Origin of the sequence: Actinacidiphila yanglinensis, assembly GCF_900107965.1 — a bacterium.
In the GTDB taxonomy this organism is placed as follows: domain Bacteria; phylum Actinomycetota; class Actinomycetes; order Streptomycetales; family Streptomycetaceae; genus Actinacidiphila; species Actinacidiphila yanglinensis.
The window spans coordinates 18,411-37,428 of record NZ_FNVU01000010.1; the positions used below are offsets into that span (position 1 = coordinate 18,411).

General features: G+C 73.0%; 12 protein-coding genes. 8 read left to right on the top strand and 4 right to left on the bottom strand.

Annotated elements, in window-relative coordinates; translation table 11 throughout:
• Window positions 1–51 precede the first annotated feature (51 nt).
• Window positions 52–804 (bottom strand): SDR family NAD(P)-dependent oxidoreductase, encoded by a 753-nt coding sequence (locus C4U44_RS22680; protein ID WP_103887822.1) that lies wholly within the window; start codon window positions 802–804, stop codon window positions 52–54.
• 474 nt (window positions 805–1,278) lie between these two features.
• On the opposite strand from C4U44_RS22680, the gene C4U44_RS22685 reads away from it, so the two are divergent.
• From C4U44_RS22685 to C4U44_RS22695, 3 genes are all read left to right on the top strand, one after another.
• Window positions 1,279–4,128 carry a discoidin domain-containing protein gene (locus C4U44_RS22685; protein WP_103888040.1) on the top strand — a complete coding sequence of 950 codons (2,850 nt, stop codon included), beginning with the start codon at window positions 1,279–1,281 and terminating at the stop codon, window positions 4,126–4,128.
• A 423-nt stretch (window positions 4,129–4,551) separates the two neighbouring features.
• Window positions 4,552–6,153, top strand: coding sequence for a CehA/McbA family metallohydrolase (locus tag C4U44_RS22690; protein ID WP_103887823.1), 1,602 nt, complete (start codon window positions 4,552–4,554; stop codon window positions 6,151–6,153).
• 35 nt (window positions 6,154–6,188) lie between these two features.
• A complete protein-coding gene (locus tag C4U44_RS22695) occupies window positions 6,189–6,692 on the top strand; it encodes a DUF309 domain-containing protein (protein WP_103887824.1) in 504 nt (167 codons plus the stop codon).
• Window positions 6,693–6,713: 21 nt separating this feature from the next.
• Here the strand turns inward: C4U44_RS22695 and C4U44_RS22700 are convergent, their stop codons facing one another.
• The 3 genes from C4U44_RS22700 to C4U44_RS22710 all read right to left on the bottom strand — a co-directional run bounded on the left by C4U44_RS22700 (window position 6,714) and on the right by C4U44_RS22710 (window position 10,984).
• Window positions 6,714–8,645 carry a DUF2264 domain-containing protein gene (locus C4U44_RS22700; protein WP_103887825.1) on the bottom strand — a complete coding sequence of 644 codons (1,932 nt, stop codon included), beginning with the start codon at window positions 8,643–8,645 and terminating at the stop codon, window positions 6,714–6,716.
• 156 nt (window positions 8,646–8,801) lie between these two features.
• Window positions 8,802–9,902 (bottom strand): LacI family DNA-binding transcriptional regulator, encoded by a 1,101-nt coding sequence (locus C4U44_RS22705; protein ID WP_103887826.1) that lies wholly within the window; start codon window positions 9,900–9,902, stop codon window positions 8,802–8,804.
• Between the two features lie 92 nt (window positions 9,903–9,994).
• Entirely contained in the window at window positions 9,995–10,984 is a 990-nt protein-coding gene (locus C4U44_RS22710) for a hydroxyacid dehydrogenase (RefSeq protein ID WP_103888041.1), read from the bottom strand.
• A gap of 382 nt (window positions 10,985–11,366) precedes the next feature.
• On the opposite strand from C4U44_RS22710, the gene C4U44_RS22715 reads away from it, so the two are divergent.
• The 5 genes from C4U44_RS22715 (at window position 11,367) to C4U44_RS22735 (ending at window position 18,970) form a co-directional block, all read left to right on the top strand.
• Entirely contained in the window at window positions 11,367–12,359 is a 993-nt protein-coding gene (locus C4U44_RS22715) for an ABC transporter permease (protein ID WP_235032270.1), read from the top strand.
• 118 nt (window positions 12,360–12,477) lie between these two features.
• A complete protein-coding gene (locus C4U44_RS22720; RefSeq protein WP_103888042.1) occupies window positions 12,478–13,338 on the top strand; it encodes a carbohydrate ABC transporter permease in 861 nt (286 codons plus the stop codon).
• Between the two features lie 54 nt (window positions 13,339–13,392).
• Window positions 13,393–15,075 carry an extracellular solute-binding protein gene (locus C4U44_RS22725; protein WP_103887827.1) on the top strand — a complete coding sequence of 561 codons (1,683 nt, stop codon included), beginning with the start codon at window positions 13,393–13,395 and terminating at the stop codon, window positions 15,073–15,075.
• 122 nt (window positions 15,076–15,197) lie between these two features.
• On the top strand, window positions 15,198–16,625 hold the full coding sequence (locus tag C4U44_RS22730; protein WP_103888044.1) for a M1 family metallopeptidase: 1,428 nt from the start codon (window positions 15,198–15,200) through the stop codon (window positions 16,623–16,625).
• Window positions 16,622–18,970: a right-handed parallel beta-helix repeat-containing protein gene (locus tag C4U44_RS22735; protein ID WP_103887828.1), complete on the top strand. Its 2,349-nt coding sequence runs from the start codon at window positions 16,622–16,624 to the stop codon at window positions 18,968–18,970. Before C4U44_RS22730 ends, C4U44_RS22735 begins: the two co-directional genes overlap by 4 nt.
• Window positions 18,971–19,018: the final 48 nt, after the last annotated feature.

A 19,018-nucleotide genomic window follows, 5' to 3' on the forward strand; every position in this document is an offset into this window, starting at 1 on the left:
GACGGTGCCCCCCGCACTCCCACGGCACCCGGGGCCAACGGCAGCGCGACCTCAGACGGCCACCCGGCCCCCGTCGACGGGCAGCACCGCGCCCTGCACGAAGCTCGCCCCGTCCCCCGCCAGGTACACGATCGCCTCCGCGATCTCCTCCGCCGCGGCGGGCCGGCCGGCGGGCGCCTGCGAGGCCAGGGCGTCGAGCGCGTCGCCCATCCCGACGGTGCCCTCGGTACGGGTGGGACCGGGCTGCACGGCGTTCACCCGTACCCCCTGCGGCCCGAACTCCGCGGCCCACGCCCTGGTCAGCAGGTTCAGCGCCGCCTTGCTCGACCCGTACAGCGCCATCCCCGCCGCTCCGTAGCCGGCGACCATGGTGCTGACGTTGACGATCGCGCCCCGGCCCCGTTCAGCCATCCCCGGCGCGAGCTCCGCCACCAGGTAGAACGGCGCCTTCACGTTCAGCGCGTACACGGCGTCGACCTCGCTGTCCTTGGCGTGCTGCGTCGGCCCGAACGGGAAGACGCCGGCGTTGTTGACGAGGATGTCGACGCGGCCGCCGCCCAGTTCGCGCGCCTCCCGGGCGAGCCGGCGGGCGGACGCCGCGTCGGAGAGATCGGCGGCGACGAAGTCCGCCGTGCCGCCGCGCGCCCGGATCGCGTCGACCACGGCCGAGCCGCGGTCCCGGTCCCGTCCGGCGACCAGCACGTGGGCGCCGCGCTCCGCGAGCAGTGCCGCGGTGGCCGCGCCGATCCCGCTGGTCGCCCCCGTCACGAGTGCGACGCTGCCGGCCTGGATAGTGGAAGTCATCAGCTGTCCTTCATCGGTGCGTGCGACTCGGGGACGCGCGTGCGGCCCGTCGCCCGAGGTCACCGCGGATCCGCGATGACGGTCGACAAGAGCGCGCCGCACGGGGAGAAGATTTCGCCGGAGCCATCGCGGGTGTCTATGGCCGCGATAAGTCGCGCCTGCCGAGGCGTGCGGCCCCTGGCCACGGAGGTCCCCGGCCCGCATCCGGCCCCCGAACGCCCGCGTCCCGCACCGCGTCCAGGACCGCAGCCGGCCGCGGATCCCGGCCGCCGTTCCGCCCGCGCCGGCCCGGTACCCCCTCCGATCTCCGCGCGGCGGTCATCGGACCTCTCCGCCGGCCACCGCCTTCGCGCGTGCCCTCTTCCAACGATCTGTGGAGTTGTTTCTTTCCGCGATCGGAACCTTGCGGGGCTCCGCCGTGCTCTGTACGGTCGGGGCGCCGTTCATCCGAGCCTTCCGGAGGAGCATCCGATGATGGGGAACCCGAGACGCTTACGTGGCAAGAAGCTCGTCCAGCGGCTGGCGGTGGCGGCCGTCGCCGTCATCGCCGCGGTGGGGGTGTCCGTCCCCCCGGCCGTCGCCGCCGCCGGTTCCACCGCCGCTCCACCGGCCGGCGCCCAGGCTCGGTCCCACGCCACCGGCGCCCTCGCGTCGGCCACCGCCACGACCGCGGGCGCCACCACCCCGTTCACCACGTACGAAGCCGAGGCCGGCACCCTCGGCGGCGGCGCCGGGAAGGTGTCGCTGACCGCCGCGCCGACCAGCCAGTACTCCAGCGCGGCCCTCGAAGCGTCCGGCCACGGCTACGTCCACCTCGCCGGCACCGGCCAGTCGGTGCAGTGGACGAACACCACGGGCAAGCCGATCAGCTTCGTCAACCTTCGCGCCAGCATCCCCGACTCCGCGACCGGCGGCGGCCTCACCGGCACGCTGGACCTGTACGTCGACGGTACGTTCCGGCAGGCGGTCGCCCTCAACTCCAAGCAGACCTGGGTGTACGAAGGCACGCAGTACAACACCAGCGACGACCAGAACCCGGCCGACGGCTCCCCCCGGGTCTTCTTCGACGAGTCGCACGCCTTCGTCACCGGTGCCCCCATCGCGCCCGGCAGCACCTTCTCCCTCCGCCAGGACGCCGCGAATACCGCAGCCTTCTACGACGTCGACGCCATCGACGTGGAGGACCCGCCGGCCCCCCTCGCCCAGCCGGCCGGCTCGCTCTCCCTCACCAGCTGCGGCGCGGTGTCCGACCCGAATCCCACCAACGGGTCCGCCGACGGCCAGGCGGTCGACAGCACCGCCGCCATCCAGAACTGCATCGACCAGGCGCAGTCCCAGGGCAAGGTCCTGTGGATCCCGCAGGGCACCTTCTACGTCAAGGGCACCACGGGCCTGCAGGCCAAGGGCATCACCATCGCCGGGGCCGGCCTGTGGTACTCCACCGTCTACCGCGACGTGCCGGTGCCCAACAGCACCCCGCTGGCAGCGCTGTTCTCCCTGACGTCGTGCAAGGTGGAGGACTTCCACATCGACGCCAACGCGGTCAGCCGGAGCACGATCGGCGGCGACGGCGGCGCGATGGACACCACCGGTACCGACTGGGTCGCCGACGGCATCTGGTCCCAGCACACGGAGTCCGGCTTCTGGGCCTCGGGCACCGGCGGAACGGTGGAGAACAGCCGGCTGACCTCCATCTGGGCCGACGGCATCAACCTCAACAACGTCTCGCTCAACGCCGACACGGGGAACGACCTGACCGCCACCGGCAACTTCGTGCGCGGCACGGGTGACGACGCGATGGCGATCAACTCGGTCGCCTACAACACCGACGGCGGCACCACCACCACGTACCACCCGATGAACGACATCACCCTGACCGGCAACACCGCGATCGCGCCCTGGGGCGGCAAGGGCATCGGTATCTACGGCGGCAGCGGCCACCTGGTCAGCGACAACTACATCAGCGACACCGCGCGCTACATCGGCCTGGGCGCGGGGCGGTTCGGGGTCAACGGCAGCGACCTGCTGTCCGCGACGGTGACCGGCAACGTGGTGGTCAGGTCGGGCGGGAACGCCTACAGCCAGGGCCAGCCCGCGATGCACATCGGCAACGGCGGCGACGGCCAGAACACCGGCACCGTCGACCACGTCACCGCGACCGGCAACACCGTCACCGACGCGCTCTACGACGGGATCGGCTTCTCCACCTCCACCAACACCCTGCTCCAGGACAACACGGTCACCGACCCCGGCCGCAACGGCATCGTGATCTCGCCGCCGTTCTACCCGGCGCCCACCGGGTCGGCGACCCTCACCGGCAACACCGTCTCCGGGCTGCGGCCCAACGGCGCGACCGCGTTCACCAACAACTCCGCCGGTTTCACCGCGACGTCGAGCGGCAACAGCTGGCAGAGCGGCAGCGGCCCGGTCGAGGCGCCCTACGGCGGCACTCCGGCGGCGGTTCCGGGCACCGTCGAGGCGGAGAACTACGACACCGGCGGGGCGGGCCTGGCCTACGGCGTCACCTCGGTCAACGGCACCGCCGACGGCTACCGGCCCGACGGCGTCAACCTGGAGGCGACCTCCGACACCGGGGGCGGCTACGACCTCGGCTGGTCGGCCACCGGGCAGTGGTTCCGCTACACCGTCGACGTGGCGTCGGCCGGCACCTACTCCGTGAGCCTGCGGACGGCCGCTCCCAGCGCGGTGAGCGACGCGCTGCACCTCGCCGACGCGTCGGGGGCGAACCTGAGCGGCGCCGTCGCGGTCCCCGCCACCGGTGACTTCCAGGCATGGGGCACCGCCACCGCCCAGGTCACCCTGCCGGCGGGCAAGCAGGTCCTGACGGTGGATCAGGACAACGGCGGCTGGAACCTCGACAACCTCACCTTCGCCGGGACCGCCGGCACCAGCACGAACCTGGCCGCGGGCAAGGCGACCAGCGAGTCCGGCCACACCGACGTGTACCCCTCGTCCCACGTGACGGACGGCAACCAGGACACCTACTGGGAGAGCGCCAACAACGCGTTCCCGCAGTGGGTCCAGGTGGATCTCGGCTCGGCGCGGAGCGCGTCCCGCGTCGTGCTGCGGCTCCCGGCGTCCTGGGGCGCCCGCACCCAGACGCTCTCCCTGCTGGCGAGCACCGACGGCACCACCTTCAGCACGCTGAAGGCACCGGCCGCGTACGTCTTCGACCCGGCCACCGGCAACACCGTCACCCTGACGTTCCCCGCCACCACCCAGCGCTACTTCCGGGTGAACATCACGGCCAACACCGGCTGGCCGGCCGGGCAGGTCTCGGAGTTCGAGGTCCGGAACTCCTGATCCGGTGCGGGCGGGGCGGACCGGACGACCGGCCGCCCCGCCCGCGCCCCGGCCGTCCCGCCCTCCCGCCCTCACTCCGCCCCCGCTTCTTACGCCACCACTATCCGGCGGGTGCCACTGTGGAGCGCATGAGCCACTCCTTCACGCACCACCGCAAGGACCGCGGCCTCGGCGCCGACAGCCGCCCGAACAGCCCTTTCTCCTGCTCAGGGCTCCTCGCCCGGGTCCAGGCCCTCAACAGACGGACCGCCCGGTAAGGGGTGGCGACCGCCACGGGCCGTTGCCGTGTCAGCCACGCGCGAAACACCCGCCGTTCACGAAGTCGAGTGAGAGTCCTGGGGTCCCCCCAGCATCAACCACCGAACGTGATGAGGACGCATGTGCCGCGACGGACAGTGTGAACACCGAGTCGACCCCCTGGACATGGGCGCCGCCACCGACTCCGGCGAGGGCGCCGGCGCCGCGGCCGGCGCGCTCGGCCGCCGGCGGCTGCTGACCGCGGGGGTCGCCGGAGCGGCCGCGCTCACCCTCGCGCCGGTCTCGTTCGCCCAGGCGGCCGACGGCTCGTCCGCCGCGAAGCCGCCGGCCGGCAGCCAGGAGACCCGGGTCGTCACCGGGTTCCTGGAGACCGGCGCCGCCGACTTCGTGTACCTCCCGGTCGAGGTGCCGCGCGGCGTGCAGAAGATCGCCGTGTCCTACTCGTACGACAGGCCGACCGTCCCGTCGGGCGTCCCGGCCAACTCCTGCGACATCGGCATCTTCGACGAGCGCGGCATCGCGCTGGGCGGCAGCGGTTTCCGCGGCTGGTCCGGCGGCTTCCGCACCTCGTTCGAGATCAGCAACAGCGAGGCCACCCCCGGCTACCTGCCCGGCCCGGTCGACGCCGGCACCTGGAACATCGTCCTCGGCCCGTACCAGGTGGCGCCGCAGGGCCTGAACTACCAGGTCCAGATCACCCTCACCTACGGCGAGCCCGGCCCCGCCTTCGTCAAGAACTACCCGCCGCAGCGGGCCAAGGGCCGCGGCCGCGACTGGTACCGCGGCGACTGCCACCTGCACACCGTCTACTCCGACGGCAAGCACCTGCCCGTGGACGTCGCGACCGGCGCGCGCGCCGCCGGGCTGGACTTCATGGTCTCCACCGACCACAACACCTCCTCCTCGCACGCCGTGTGGGGCGAGTACGCCGGCTCCGACCTGCTGATCATCACCGGTGAGGAGGTCACCACCCGCAACGGCCACTGGCTCGCCCTCGGCCTGCCGGCCGGCGAGTGGATCGACTGGCGCTACCGTTCGCGGGACGACGCCTTCTCCCGCTTCTCCCGCCAGGTCCGCCGGGGCGGCGGCATCGTGGTGCCCGCGCACATGTACTGCGCCTACATCGCGAGCCAGTGGAAGTTCGGCTTCGACGACGCCGACGCCACCGAGGTGTGGACCGGGCCGTGGACGTACGACGACGAGCACGCGATCAGCACCTGGGACCAGAAGCTCGGTGAGGCGGTCCGCACCGGCAAGAGCTGGCTCCCCGCCATGGGCAACAGCGACGCGCACAGCGACCCGAACGTCATCGGCCTGCCGCACAACGTCGTCTACGCCGACGACCTGGCCACCGACGCGATCATGGACGGGATCCGGGCCGGCCGCAGCTGGATCGCGGAGTCCTCGGCGGTGAAGCTCACCTTCACCGCCAGCGGCAACGGCAAGCAGGCCGGCATCGGCGAGAAGCTGACCGTGCCCGCCGACGCGCCCGTGGACATCCGGCTCGACGTCGAGGGCGTGCCGCACGGCACGGTCCGGTTCATCACCGACGAGGGCCAGATGCACCAGGAGTCGGTGAGCGCCGAGGGCACCGGCACGGTGATCTGGCGGACGACCGCCTCGCTCGCCGCGTACGTGCGCGCCGAGGTCCGCCACCCCATGGCCGACGGCACCCCCGGCCAGGGCAACACCATGGGCGACGCGCTGCTGTTCGGCCCGATGGCGGCGCTGACCAACCCGCTCTTCCTGGTGAAGACCGGCCACTGATCCGCCCGGGTCCCGTCGCGCGGCACAATGGGGGAATGAACGACGCGCCGCACGACGGGACCCCGCCCGCGGGCCGCGGGCCCGCGCGCGACCGGGACGCCGAGGGCCGGGCGCGCAGCAACCGCCCGCGCGACGGTCTCGGCCGCCCGCTGCCCCGCGGCGCGCCCGGCGTGGCACGCCAGCCCGAAGGGGTGCGCCGCTCGGCGGAGCAGACCCTCACCGAGGCGCAGCGCCTTATCGACGACGGTATGCCCTTCCACGCCCACGAGGTGCTGGAGGACCGATGGAAGACCGGCCCGGCCGGTGAGCGCGACCTGTGGCGGGCGATGGCCCAGCTCGCGGTCGGCCTGACCCACGCCGCCCGCGGCAACTCCCGTGGCGCCGCGGCCCTGCTGGACCGCGCCGCCCGGGGACTCGCCCCCTACGCCGGCGACGCCCCCTACGGCATCGACGCGGCCGGCCTGGTCCGGTGGGTCGCGCACCAGGACCCCGCGCTCACCCCGCCCCCACCGCTGTTCGCCCCGCCGTCCGCGACCTGACCCGGCCGGGCGCGCACCGGGTCAGGACCAGTGCGGGACGTCGACCGGGTCGGCGCCCGGGAAGTGCAGACGGACCAGGTCGGCGGTCACCTCGCAGCGGATCGCCTCGCGCAGCGCCCGCGGGTCGACGGTGTCCTGGGAGAGGACGACCAGGGTGACGTGGACCTCCTCGCCGCCGTCCGGGGCGCCCTGCGCTGTGGGGAGGTCCAGCCCCTCTCCGTGCGGGACGCGCACGAGGTACGGCGTGGCCGAGTGCGAGCCGTAGGCGTTGGCGGCGACCTCGCGGGCGACGGCCGCCTCCTCGTCCCAGCCGTGCAGGGCGATCACCGCGCTGGTCAGGCCGGAGCCGGTACGCGCGAGCGCCCAGCCCGGGCCCGTCTCGACCTGCGGCGGGCGCGCGTCGGCCACCGCGTGGCCGCCCTCGCGCACCGTCGTCCCGTGCGGCCCGCCCACACGGTGCACCCGGACCTCCCACGGGCCGTGCAGGACGCTGGTGGACTCGACCGGAACCGGCGTGTCGTGACCGGGCGGCAGCGCGTCGTGCCGGGAGGCGGCGATCCGCCCCTCGCAGTGCAGCGGGTGGATGCGCACGCGGCGCGAGGCCGTGCCGTCGGGCGCGACCAGGGCCAGGTGGCCGTCCACCGCGCGGTCCCACGCGTGCGGCGCCGACTCGGGTGCGGTGGCCGTGGAGTAGCCGAACTTCGCGTAGTGCGGGTCGTCCTGGGCCGGGCCCTCCAGCGGGTTGTGGTCGCTGCCGTGGTTGACCAGCCGGACGATGCCGTCGTGCCGGGTGCCGTGCAGCAGCCAGCCCGGGACCGGCAGCGCCGTGTACTGGTCGGACTCCTCGACGGGCAGCGGGACCTCCGTCGCGGTCCACACCGGGTGCCCGGCGGGCAGCAGCAGCCCGAGGAAGCCCTTGCTCGCCCAGTACGGCGAGGCGGGACCGGAGTAGGACTGGGTGGCGGGCAGGAAGGTGCGGTACCAGCCGAGGGTCAGCAGGCCCCGCTCGTCCGGCGCGCCGCGCTCCACGAAGTGCCGTACCGCGCCCGAGGCGAGGCGCCGGGTGAGACCGGGCGCCAGCGGGGAGCAGTCCGCCAGCGCGCCCATCCACACCGGGGCGGTCGCCGCGAACCGGTAGGTGAGGGAGCGTCCTTGGTGGACCGGCGCGCCGTCCCCGCCGAAGAACCGCGGGTAGTCCGCCAGGAACTCCGCGAGCCGGTCCCGGTAGAGCTTCGCCCGCCCGCCGTCCTGCTCGCCCGCGATCCGCGCCCACAGCAGCGGGTAGAGGTGCATCGCCCAGCCGGCGTAGTAGTCGAAGTTGCGGCCGTCGCCGTCGGTGTACCAACCGCCGCCCAGGTACCAGTCCTCGATGCGGTCCAGCCCGCCGTCGATGTCGGCCTGGCTGAACGGCGCGCCGACCGACGCGAGGAACTGCTCGGCGACGACCTGGAAGAGCCGCCAGTTGTTGTCCCAGGTGCGGCCGCCGACGAAGCCGGAGAACCAGTCCACCACCCGCTGCTGGACGGCGCCGTCCAGCCGGTCCCAGATCCAGGGGCGGGTCTCGTGCAGGGCGACGGCGACCGAGGCGGCCTCGACCATCTGCTGCGAGCAGTTCGTCAGGGCCGGCCACGCCTCGCCGGAAGCCGGGTCGACGCCGGCGGCCAGCCCCCGCGCGTACCGCTCGACGAGCCGCTCGTCCACCGCGCCGCCCGCTCCGGCGATCCGGAAGGCGGCCAGCAGGAAGGTGCGGGCGAAGCCTTCGAGGCCGTCGGAGACCACGCCCGACCAGGAGTTGCGCCCGGGCAACCGGTACTGCGCGAAGCCGGGAGTGGCGAACGGCACCACCGAGTCCAGCAGATGATCGGCGAGCGCCTCCCAGTGCGCGCGGGTCCACCCGGTGCGCGGCGAGAGCACCCGGTCGGTCGGCGGGAGCGGAAGGAAGGGTGCGGTCATGCGGAGGTCCCGTCTCGTCTCGGTACTGCGCCCGGCGGGGGCGTGCCGGCAGGCCGGCCCGCCGCCAGCATGTAAGCGATTGCTATGCGGACGCAAGGGCGCCCGGGTTTTTTCTGCGCCTGCCCTGGTGAGAGGGCCGCGCCGGACGGTACGCGCTCAACTCCGGCGGGCCCGGACCCCGTTGCCGGGCGGCGCCACGGAGTCGCGCACCACGATGTGCGTGCCGAGCCGCACCACCCCGGTCGGCTGCTCGCGCCAGTCGTCCTCCTCGCCGTCCGCGAGCACCAGCCGGACCGCCTGCCGGCCCATCTCCTCCAGCGGGACGTGCACGGTGGTGAGCCGCGGCCGCAGCTCCTGGGCGACCGGGATGTCGTCGTACCCGACCAGCGAGACGTCCCTGGGCACCCGCACCCCGGCCTCCTCCAGCGCCTGCGCCGCGCCCGCCGCGACGATGTCGTTGGCGGCGAAGACCGCGGTGAAGTCCGGTCCCGCGTCGATCAGTTCGGCCATCCGGTGGTAGCCGGACGACCGGCTGAACGGCCCCGGCCTGACCAGCGCGGGGTCCGCCGCCACGCCGCGCGCCTTCAGCGCCCTGCGGTGGCCGGCCAGCCGGTCGCGACTGGTGGACAGCTTCGGCGGGCCGCCGAGGTAGAGGATCCGCCGGTGGCCCTGGGTGAGGAGGTGGTCGGTGACGGCGAAGGCGCCGCCCTCGTTGTCGTACTCCACCCGCGCGGTCGGCGCGCCCTCGCCGAGGCCGGGCCGCCCGCACAGCACCAGCCTGCTGCCGTCGGCGTGCAACGCCTCGGCACGGCGGCCCAGTTCGGCCACGTAGTCGCGGTCCTGCACGCTGCCGCCGACCAGGATGACCGCGTCCGCGCGGCGCTGGTGGAGCAGCTCGATGAAGGCCAGCTCGCGCTGCGGGTCGCCCTGCGTGCAGCACACCAGGCACAGCCGGTCGCCGGCGGCGGCCTCGCGCTCCACGCCGCGCGCGATGTAGGCGTAGAACGGGTCGATCACCTCGTTGACCACGATGCCGACGGTGCGGGCCGACACCCCCGCGAGCGCGCGGGCGTGGGCGTTGACGACGTAGCCCAGCTCGCGCATCGACGCCTCCACCCGTTCCCGGGTGGCCGCGGCCACGGGGTAGTTGCGGTTCATGACCCGCGAGACCGTCGCCGTGGAGACGCCCGCGTGCCGCGCCACGTCGGTGACGGTCGCCCGCCGCCGCCCGTCCTGGGATGTTCCTGCCCGACGCATGGTGCCGCCCTCTGCCCGCTGTCTGATCCCGCTGAGCCTATGGTCTGGCCGGCGATCCTCATGCCACCTCCGCCCGATCGGGTCGGCCGCCGTCATGCGAGGCGTTCCCAGCTGGCCTGGCGCACCTGGTGCAGCAGCGGCTGCCGCCGCGCGTAGCGGTCCAGCTCGTCGACGGCCAGCGATCCCAGCCGGGCCGCCTCGTTTCCCTGGGCTCCGGCCAGGTGGGGGGTCAGGAAGACGTTCGGCAGCGACCACAACGGGTGCTCCGGGGGCAGCGGTTCGGGCTCGGTGACGTCGAGCACCGCGTCCAGCCGGTTGCTCACCAGGTGCTCGGTCAGCGCGCCGATGTCGACCAGCGCGCCGCGCGCGGTGTTCACCAGCAGCGTGCCGGGCCGCATCAGGTCCAGCCGCCGCGCGTCGATGAGATGGCGGGTCGCGGGCGTCTGGGGCGCGTGCACGGTGACGACATCGCTCGTGGCCACCAGGGTGTCCAGGTCGGTGCGACGCGCGCCGAGCTGCTCGGCCTCGCCGTCGTCGAGGTACGGGTCGTAGAGCAGCACGTCGGCCTCCAGCGTGCGCAGCACCAGCTCGATCACCCGCCGGCCGGTGCGGGAGGCGCCGATCACCCCGACGGTCAGCCCGCGGGTGCCCAGCCAGTGCTGGCCGCCCAGGTCGGCGGCGGTGCGGTGGGTGCGGCGCTGCTGGAACATCCGGGCGAGCGGCAGGACCCGCTTGGCCCCCAGGATGATCGCGGCCAGCGTGAACTCCGCGACGGGTACGGCGTTGGCGGCGGCGGCCGAGGAGACGACGATGCCGCGGTCGAAGACCGTGGGCGACAGGAAGGTGCGCACCGTGCCGGCGGCGTGGATCACCGCGCGCAGCCGGGGCGCCCGCGCCAGCACCGCCGCGTCCACCGGGGGGCAGCCCCAGCCGGTGACCAGCACCTCGACACCGGCCAGTTCGGCGGCGGCCGCGGGGGTGGAGAAGTCGTCCACCGCGTAGGGGCGCCGCAGGTCGGCGACCTGCTCCAGGCGGCGCAGGACGGCCGGCGGGAAGACCGCGTCGACCATGCCGGGACTCATCGTCAACAGCGTGCGGGGCCGCCCCGGCGGATCGTCGGCGTCCACCTCGGGACCGGTGGACGCCTCGTCGATGCTACGCACCCTGCCTCCGGACAGTAAACGTGTACTACGGACGAGGGCACGCTAGGCACTGGGCGAGGCGGCCGTCAAGAAAGCCACCGACTCCCAACTCTGCAGGTTCCGCCGCAAGATGGCCTCTGACCACTGCTTTCTCCGCTGTTCGCCCGTCCGGGGCGGCCGCGCGAAACGCAGACTTTTCACGACGCCTATTGACGCTCGACGTAATCGCTTACTACTTTCTCGCACCAGAAGAGCCCCGATCACACTCCGGCGCCGCCCAGGGCAACTCCTGCGCCACCCCGTCGAACAGGAACCGCGTCGCATGGCTGACACCGCAACAGGTCCACCGCGCAGCGGGCGGCGCGAGCCCGCCCACCCCGCCGGTCCGCAGGTGCACCGGCTGTCCCTGTGGCAACGGCTCAAGCGCGACAAGGTGATGCTGCTGCTGACCCTGCCGGGCCTGCTGTACTTCGTGGTCTTCCACTACGTGCCGCTGCTGGGCTACGTGGTGGCCTTCCAGCACTACGAGCCCTACCTCGGCTACATGCACAGCACCTGGACCGGCCTGAGCAACTTCTCCGCCGCGTTCTCCCAGCCCGCGTTCTGGTCGGCGACCCGCAACACCGTGGAGATCGCCGTCATCCAGCTGGTGTTCTTCTTCCCGGTGCCCATCGCCCTCGCGCTGCTGCTCAACAGCGTGGTGAGCGGGAGGGTGCGCCGCTTCGTGCAGAGCGTCGTCTACCTCCCGCACTTCATCGGCTGGATCATCATCGTCTCGATCTTCCAGCAGGTGCTCGGCGGCGCCGGGTTGCTGCCCCACCTGCTCGGCAAGGTGGGCCTGCCGCGCTACGACATGATGTCCGACCCGCACGCCTTCCCCTGGCTGCTCACCCTGGAGTCGATCTGGAAGGACGCCGGTTGGGGGACGATCATCATCCTTGCCGCGCTGATCGGCATCGACCGCGGCCTCTACGAGTCGGCGGCCATCGACGGCGCCGGGCCCTGGCGGCGGCTGTGGCACGTCACGCTGCCCGGCATCTCACCGGTCATCGTGCTGCTGCTCATCCTCAACCTCGGCAACCTGCTGTCCGTCGGCTTCGAGCAGATCCTGCTCCAGCGCGACGCGGTGGGACCGGATGCGGGCGAGGTGCTCGACACCTACGTCTACTACCACGGCATCCAGGACAACGACTGGGGCGTCGCGGCCGCGGTCGGCCTGGTCAAGGCAGTCGTCGGCACCGTCCTGGTGGTCGGCGCCAACAAGTTCGCCCACCGGCTGGGCCATGAGGGGGTGTACCGCGGTGCTGACCGCTGATACCACCGACGTCACCCGATCCCGGCCCGCTCGGGAGGGGGCCGATCCGTCCGGGAGCGGGGCGAAGGCCCGGCGCGCGGCCCGCGGGGCCGGCGGGTCCGAGGGGCGCCCGCCGTGGATGGAGCGGCCGAGCCTGGCCGGGCGGTGGGGCAAGGCCGTGATCCTGGTCCTGGTGGTGGCCGCCGTCGCCTACCCGATGATCGGCATCATCGCGACGAGCTTCGCCTCGCAGTCCGACATCATCAAGAGCTCGGGCCTGGTGCTGTGGCCGGCGCACCCCACGCTCGCCGCCTACCGCACCGTCTTCACCGGCGGCGTGGTGCTGCGCGCCCTGTTCGTCAGCATCGGCGTGACCGTCGTCGGCACCTTCGCCAGCCTGCTGATGACGATCGGCATGGCCTACGGCCTGTCCCGGCGCGAGGTGACCGGCTCCCGGATCATCCTGATGACGGCGCTGTTCACGATGCTCTTCAACGCGGGCATCATCCCGAACTTCCTGCTGGTCAAGAACCTCGGCCTGTACAACACGTACGCGTCGCTGGTCATGCCGACGCTGATGAGCGCCTTCAACCTCGTGGTGCTGCGCGCCTTCTTCATGAACCTGCCGACGGAACTGCTCGACGCGGCGCGCATCGACGGCGCCGGCGACCTGCGGATCCTGGTCAGCGTCGTGCTGCCGCTGTCCAAGGCCGTCATCGCCGTGGTCAGCCTCTTCTACGCGGTGACGTACTGGAACGCGTTCTTCAACGCCCTGCTCTACCTCGACGACTCCGACAAGTGGCCGCTGCCGATGGTGCTGCGCAGCTACGTGCTCCAGGGCCAGAGCCTGAGCGGCGCCGCGGCCGGAGAGACCGTGGCGCCCCAGCAGGCCGTGCAGATGGCGGTGCTCGTCATCGCGGTGGTGCCGATCCTGCTCGTCTACCCCTTCCTCCAGCGCTACTTCACCAAGGGCGTGCTCACCGGCGCCGTCAAGGGCTGAGCCCCGCTCGCCCGCCACCCCCAGCAGCCCGCCCCACTCCTGGCAAGGAGAGACATGTCCCGATCCCGTTCTTCCTCACTCAGCCGCAGAGCGCTGCTGCGCTCCGCCGTCGGCGTCGGCCTGGGTCTCGCCGCGTCGCCGGTGCTCAGCGCCTGCGGTGACGGCGGGTCCACCGCCAAGGCGTCGGCGAAGGCGGCCGACCTGCTGCCCGCCACGACCGTCCGCGACATCGGCCTGAAGCCCGACCTGCCGGGCACCGCCGCGGGCGTCCCGCAGGGCTTCTACCGCTACCCGGCCACCCCGCTGCGCGCCACCAGGGGCACGCCGCTGGCGGGTGCGGACACGGTGCGGGCCACCACGGAGACGTTCATGCCGCCCCCGCCCGGACGGGGGAAGAACGCGGCCTGGCAGGCGATCGAGAAACTCCTCGGCGGGCAGGTCGACGTCACGGCGGTGCCCACCGACGACTACCCGACGAAGTTCTCGACCATGGTGGCCGGCGGCAGCCTGCCCGACATCTTCGAGTACCCGGAGACCGGCGGGGTGGACGACAAGGCCGCCTTCCTCGCGGCGACCTGCGCCGACCTCACCCCGTTCCTGGCCGGCGGCAAGGTCAGCGCCTACCCCAACCTCGCGGCGATCCCCAAGGCCGCGTGGCAGGGCGCCATCTTCGGCGGGCGGCTCTACGGCGTGCCCATCTCCCGGATGGGCACCGGCGGCGCCGGCTTCTACCGGCACGACCTCTTCGCGCAGGTCGGGGTGACCGACCCGCGGCAGATCGCGGACACGGACGCGTTCGTGAAGCTCTGCAAGGAGCTGACCCGCCCCTCCAAGGACCAGTACGCCATCATGGCCGGCGCGAGCAACCTGGTCGCGATGAGCACCGGCGCGCCCAAGGACTGGCGGATGGACGCCAAGACCGGCGCTTTCACGCACCAGTTGGAGACCGACGAGTTCCGTACGGCGATCGAGGTGCAGCGCACGCTGTACAAGGCGGGCTGCTACTACCCCGGTTCGATCGGGATGTCGGGGTCGCAGAAGGCCAAGTACACCGACATGTTCATGAACGGCAAGGCCGCCTACGTCTACGACGGCATGCCGGCCTACCTCACCCCCAGCACCGGCTACATCGACGCCATGCAGGCCGTCGACAAGAGCTTCGACCCGCGGCCGATGGTGCCCTTCGGCTCGACCGCGGTGTCCTGGATGGACAACGTCGCGTTGCAGAACGTGCACCTGAAGAAGGCGTCCGCCGAGCGGGTGCGGCAGCTGCTCGCCTTCGCCGACTTCGCCGCCTCCCCGTTCGGCAGCGTGGAGTACACCCTCATCAACTACGGGGTCGAGGGCACCGACTTCACCCGGGACGCGCACGGCAACCCCGTGCTCACCACCAAGGGCACCTCCGACGTCGCCGTGCCCTGGAAGTTCTTCGGCTCGGCGGTACCGGCCGTCTTCAGCGCGACCTCCACGCAGGGCGTGCGCTACAGCCACGACGCGTACGCGACGCTCATCCCGATGATGGTGCCCGACCCCACCCTCGGCTACTCCTCGCCGACCTGGGACTCCAAGGGGTACGGCAGCCTGTCCACGCTGCTGGGCGACGGCGTGAAGGACCTGATCACCGGGCGCAAGCCGATGTCCTGGTACGGCGAGCTGACGAAGAACTACCTCGCCGCGGGCGGCGAGAAGGCCAGGACCGAGTTCCAGGAGGCGGCGCAGAAGGGGACGAAGAAGTGAGTCTGCCGGCTGACGACCGTCCCGCATCCGCATCCGCCCCCGCACCCGCCCCCGTTCAGGCCTCCGCCCCAGGCCGCCGGACCCTCCTGCGCGCCGGCGCGGTCGGTGCCACCACGGTCGCCATGGCAGGTACAGCCGCCGCGGCGGGCACGGCCTCCGCCGCCCCCGCGACCGCCGCCAGGGGCTTCGACCCCGCCCCGGGTGCCCCCGGCGTCGGTGACCCGCTCTTCCCGACCCTTGGCAACGGCGGCTACCGGGTCACGCACTACGACCTGACCTTCGACTTCACCCCGGTCTCCTACGACTTCACCGGCGTGGTGGCGATGCGCGCCCTGGCCACCCAGGACCTGTCGGCGTTCAACCTCGACACCGACGGCCACACCATCGACCGGGTGACCGTGGACGGGCGGGACGCGGCGTGGTCCCTGTCGCCCGGGCAGAGCGGCCAGGAGCTGACCGTCACCCCCGCCCGGCCGCTGCACGACGGGGCCGCGTTCACCGTCGAGGTCCACTACCACGGCAACGGCAAGGACCACCGCTCCAGCCTCAGCGGCTGGGTGTTCGGCGCCGACGGCGGCTTCGCCTGCGCCGCCCAGGCATCCCGCGCCGACACCTTCTTCCCCTGCAACGACACGCCCTCGGACAAGGCCGCGTGGACCTTCCACATCAGCGCCCCCGAGGGCTACGTGGCCACCGCCAACGGCGAGTTGCTGCGCAGGACGCCGCGCGCCGACGGCTCCACCGTCTGGCACTTCGCGCTGCGCGAGCCGATGCCCACCGAGCTGTGCGGCATCGCCGTCGTCAAGGGCACCTACCTGTACGGCGCGAGCCACACCGGGCTGCCGCTGCGACACGTCGTCCCGCGGGGCGAGGAGGACACCTACGCGCCGATCGTGGCCCGCACCGCGGACCATCTGGCCTGGCTGGAGGCGAAGTTCGGGCGCTACCCGTTCTCGCTCTACGGTCTGCACATCTACGGCGGCTACACCGATGCCCTGGAGAACCAGACCCTCAGCCTGTTCGGCACCAACTGGTTCAAGCCCAACGCCGACGGCAACCCCACGTGGGAGAACACGATGGTGCACGAGCTGACCCACCAGTGGTGGGGCGACTCGGTCACGCCGCGCGACTGGCAGCAGGCATGGCTCAACGAGGGCCCCGCGACCTACTACGCCGCCCTCTACAGCGAGGAGCGCGGCTGGTCGGTGATGGCGGACACGATGAAGAAGACCTACGGGTCGCTGAACGCGGTGCGCGCCGCCGACGGCCCGCCCGGACTGCCGAACGCGCTCGGCGGCACCAACATCTACGACGGCGGCGCGCTCGTCCTGTACGCCCTGCGGATGCGCGCCGGGCAGTCGCGGTTCGATCGGATCATGCGGCTGTGGCCGGAGCGCTACAGGAACTCCACCGCGTCGAGCGAGGACTTCATCCGGCACGCCGTGCGGGTCACCGGCGACACCACCCTCGACCCCTTCCTGCGCGACTGGCTGTTCGGCGCGGTCAACCCGCCGATGCCCGGGCACCCCGACTGGAGCGTGACCGCATGACACCGCCGCACACCCGCGCAGCCGGTACCACCGGCGCCACCGGCACCACCGGGACCGCCGTGACCCGCCGCGCCGCCCTGGCCACCCGCGCCCGGACCACCGGGACGACCCGCGTCCGCGTCGCTGCCCTCGCCCTCGCCGCCCTCGCCGCCTCCTTCCTGCTGCCGGCCGGCCCCGCGTCGGCGGCGAGCCCCGGGCCGACGGTGTACCAGGCCGCGCCCACCGGCTCCGGGGACGCCTGCGACCGCGCGCACCCCTGCTCCCTCGACGGCGCACGCGCCAAGGTCCGGGCCGGCATCGCCGGCGGCATGGACCGCGACGTGCGGGTCGAACTGCGCGGCGGCGTCTACCCGATGACCGGTCCGCTCACCCTCGGCGCCGCCGACTCCGGGCGGGACGGCCACACCGTCACCTGGACCGCCGCCCCCGGCGCCCACCCCGTGCTGTCCGGCGGGGACGTCCTCGGCGGCTGGGCGAGGAACCCCGACGGCACCTGGACCGCCGCGGTTCCGGCCGGGGTGACGCCCCGCCAGCTCTTCGTCGACGGGCAGCGCGCGATCCCCGCGCGCGGCGCGGCCTGCGCCGCGAGCGTCTGCCACGCCACGAAGGACGGCCTGACCGGCGCCGTCGCCACCGGCATCGCCGGCTGGGCGCGGCCGGCCGACGTGACCGCCGTCATCAAGGTCCGCTGGCGCAACTACCAGTGCCGGGTCACCGGCGTCAGCGGCGACGTGCTCACCTTCGCCCAGCCGTGCTGGGCCGACTCCTCCAGCGGCACCGGCCGCACCGGGCCGTCCTGGGACACCACGACGGTGGACTCCACCCGCTACACCGGCGTCGCCTGGTTCCAGAACGCCCCCGAACTGCTCGACACCCCCGGCGAGTTCGTGTGGAACTCCGCGGCCCGCACCGTCACCTACCTGCCGCGTGCCGGGCAGGACATGCGGCAGGCCCAGGCGGTCACCCCCGCCACCGAGCACCTGGTCGTCGTGGACCACGCCCACGACCTCGACCTCACCGGCCTCGGCTTCGCCTACGCGGCCTACCTGCAACCCGGCACCCCGGACGGCTACGCGGGCACCCAGGCCGGGCTCACCCTCACCGGTGCGAGCGGGCCGGCCGACCAGTCCGGCCGCTACTACACCAAGCCGTCCGCGGCGCTCACCGTCGACGGCGGCCGGAACGTCCACGTCGAGAACGCCGACTTCACCCACCTCGGCGGCGCGGGCGCCGTGCTCCAGGACGGCACCCAGCACTCCTCGGTCACCCGCTCCCGCTTCACCGACCTGTCCTCCGGCGCCCTCTACGTCGGCGACACCGATCCCCATCCCTCGCCCGAACTCGCGGGCAGGGACAACACGGTGGCGTACGACACGATCGACCACGCCGGCGTGGAGTACACCGACGCCGCCGGCATCTGGGCGGGCTACGAGGCCGACCTGACCGTCGACCACAACACGCTGGAGCACCTGCCGTACTCCGGCGTCTCCGTCGGCTGGGGCTGGAACCAGCCCGGGGCGCAGACCTCGGTGCTGCGCGACAACCGGATCACCGCCAACCGGATCACCGACGTGATGAGGGTCCAGGACGGCCAGCACGACGGCGGCGCCGTCTACACCCAGGGCGACCAGCCCGGCACGGTCATCTCCGGCAACTACATCAACCGGTCCGCGTACGGCAACACCGAGCGCGACGGCAACGGGATCTACCTGGACGAGCAGTCCTCGCACATCACCGTCGAGAACAACGTGCTCACCCGGCTCGGCTACAAGTGGATCTCCAACTGGGCGGACTACGGTGTGCAGAACACCGCCACCGGCAACTGGACGGACACCGACGCACCCGCCCTGGCGGGGACCGGATCGGTCGCGGTGGGCAACCACACCCGGCTCGACGTCCTGCCCGCCCCGGCGCTGGCGATCGCCGCCCGGGCCGGCGCCGACGGCCCGCACGTCGAGCCGCTGCGCGCTGATCTGGCCCGTCAGGGCACCGCCACCCAGTCCTCCACCGACGGCACGGCCACCGCCGCGAACGCCGCCGACGGCGACACCACGACCGACGCGCTCACCCTGTCCGCGGCCGGCTCCTGGTGGCAGACCGACCTCGGCGCGGTCCACCGGATCGACCGGATCGAGATCTGGAACGACGCGGCCATGACCACCGCCGACGCCGACGTCTCGATCAGCGACTCGCCGGACTTCGCACGGGCCACCACCGTGCACCTCACCGGCAAGGCGCTGCGCCCCACCGTGCTGGACCACCTGGGCGCCCGCGGCCGCTACGTGCGGATCACCGCGACCGGCACCGGGCGGATCGGCCTGGCCGAGGTGCGCGTCCACTCCTGACCCACCGGCGGGGCCGGTCCACCCGGCCCCGTCGCCCCCGCCCCCCCG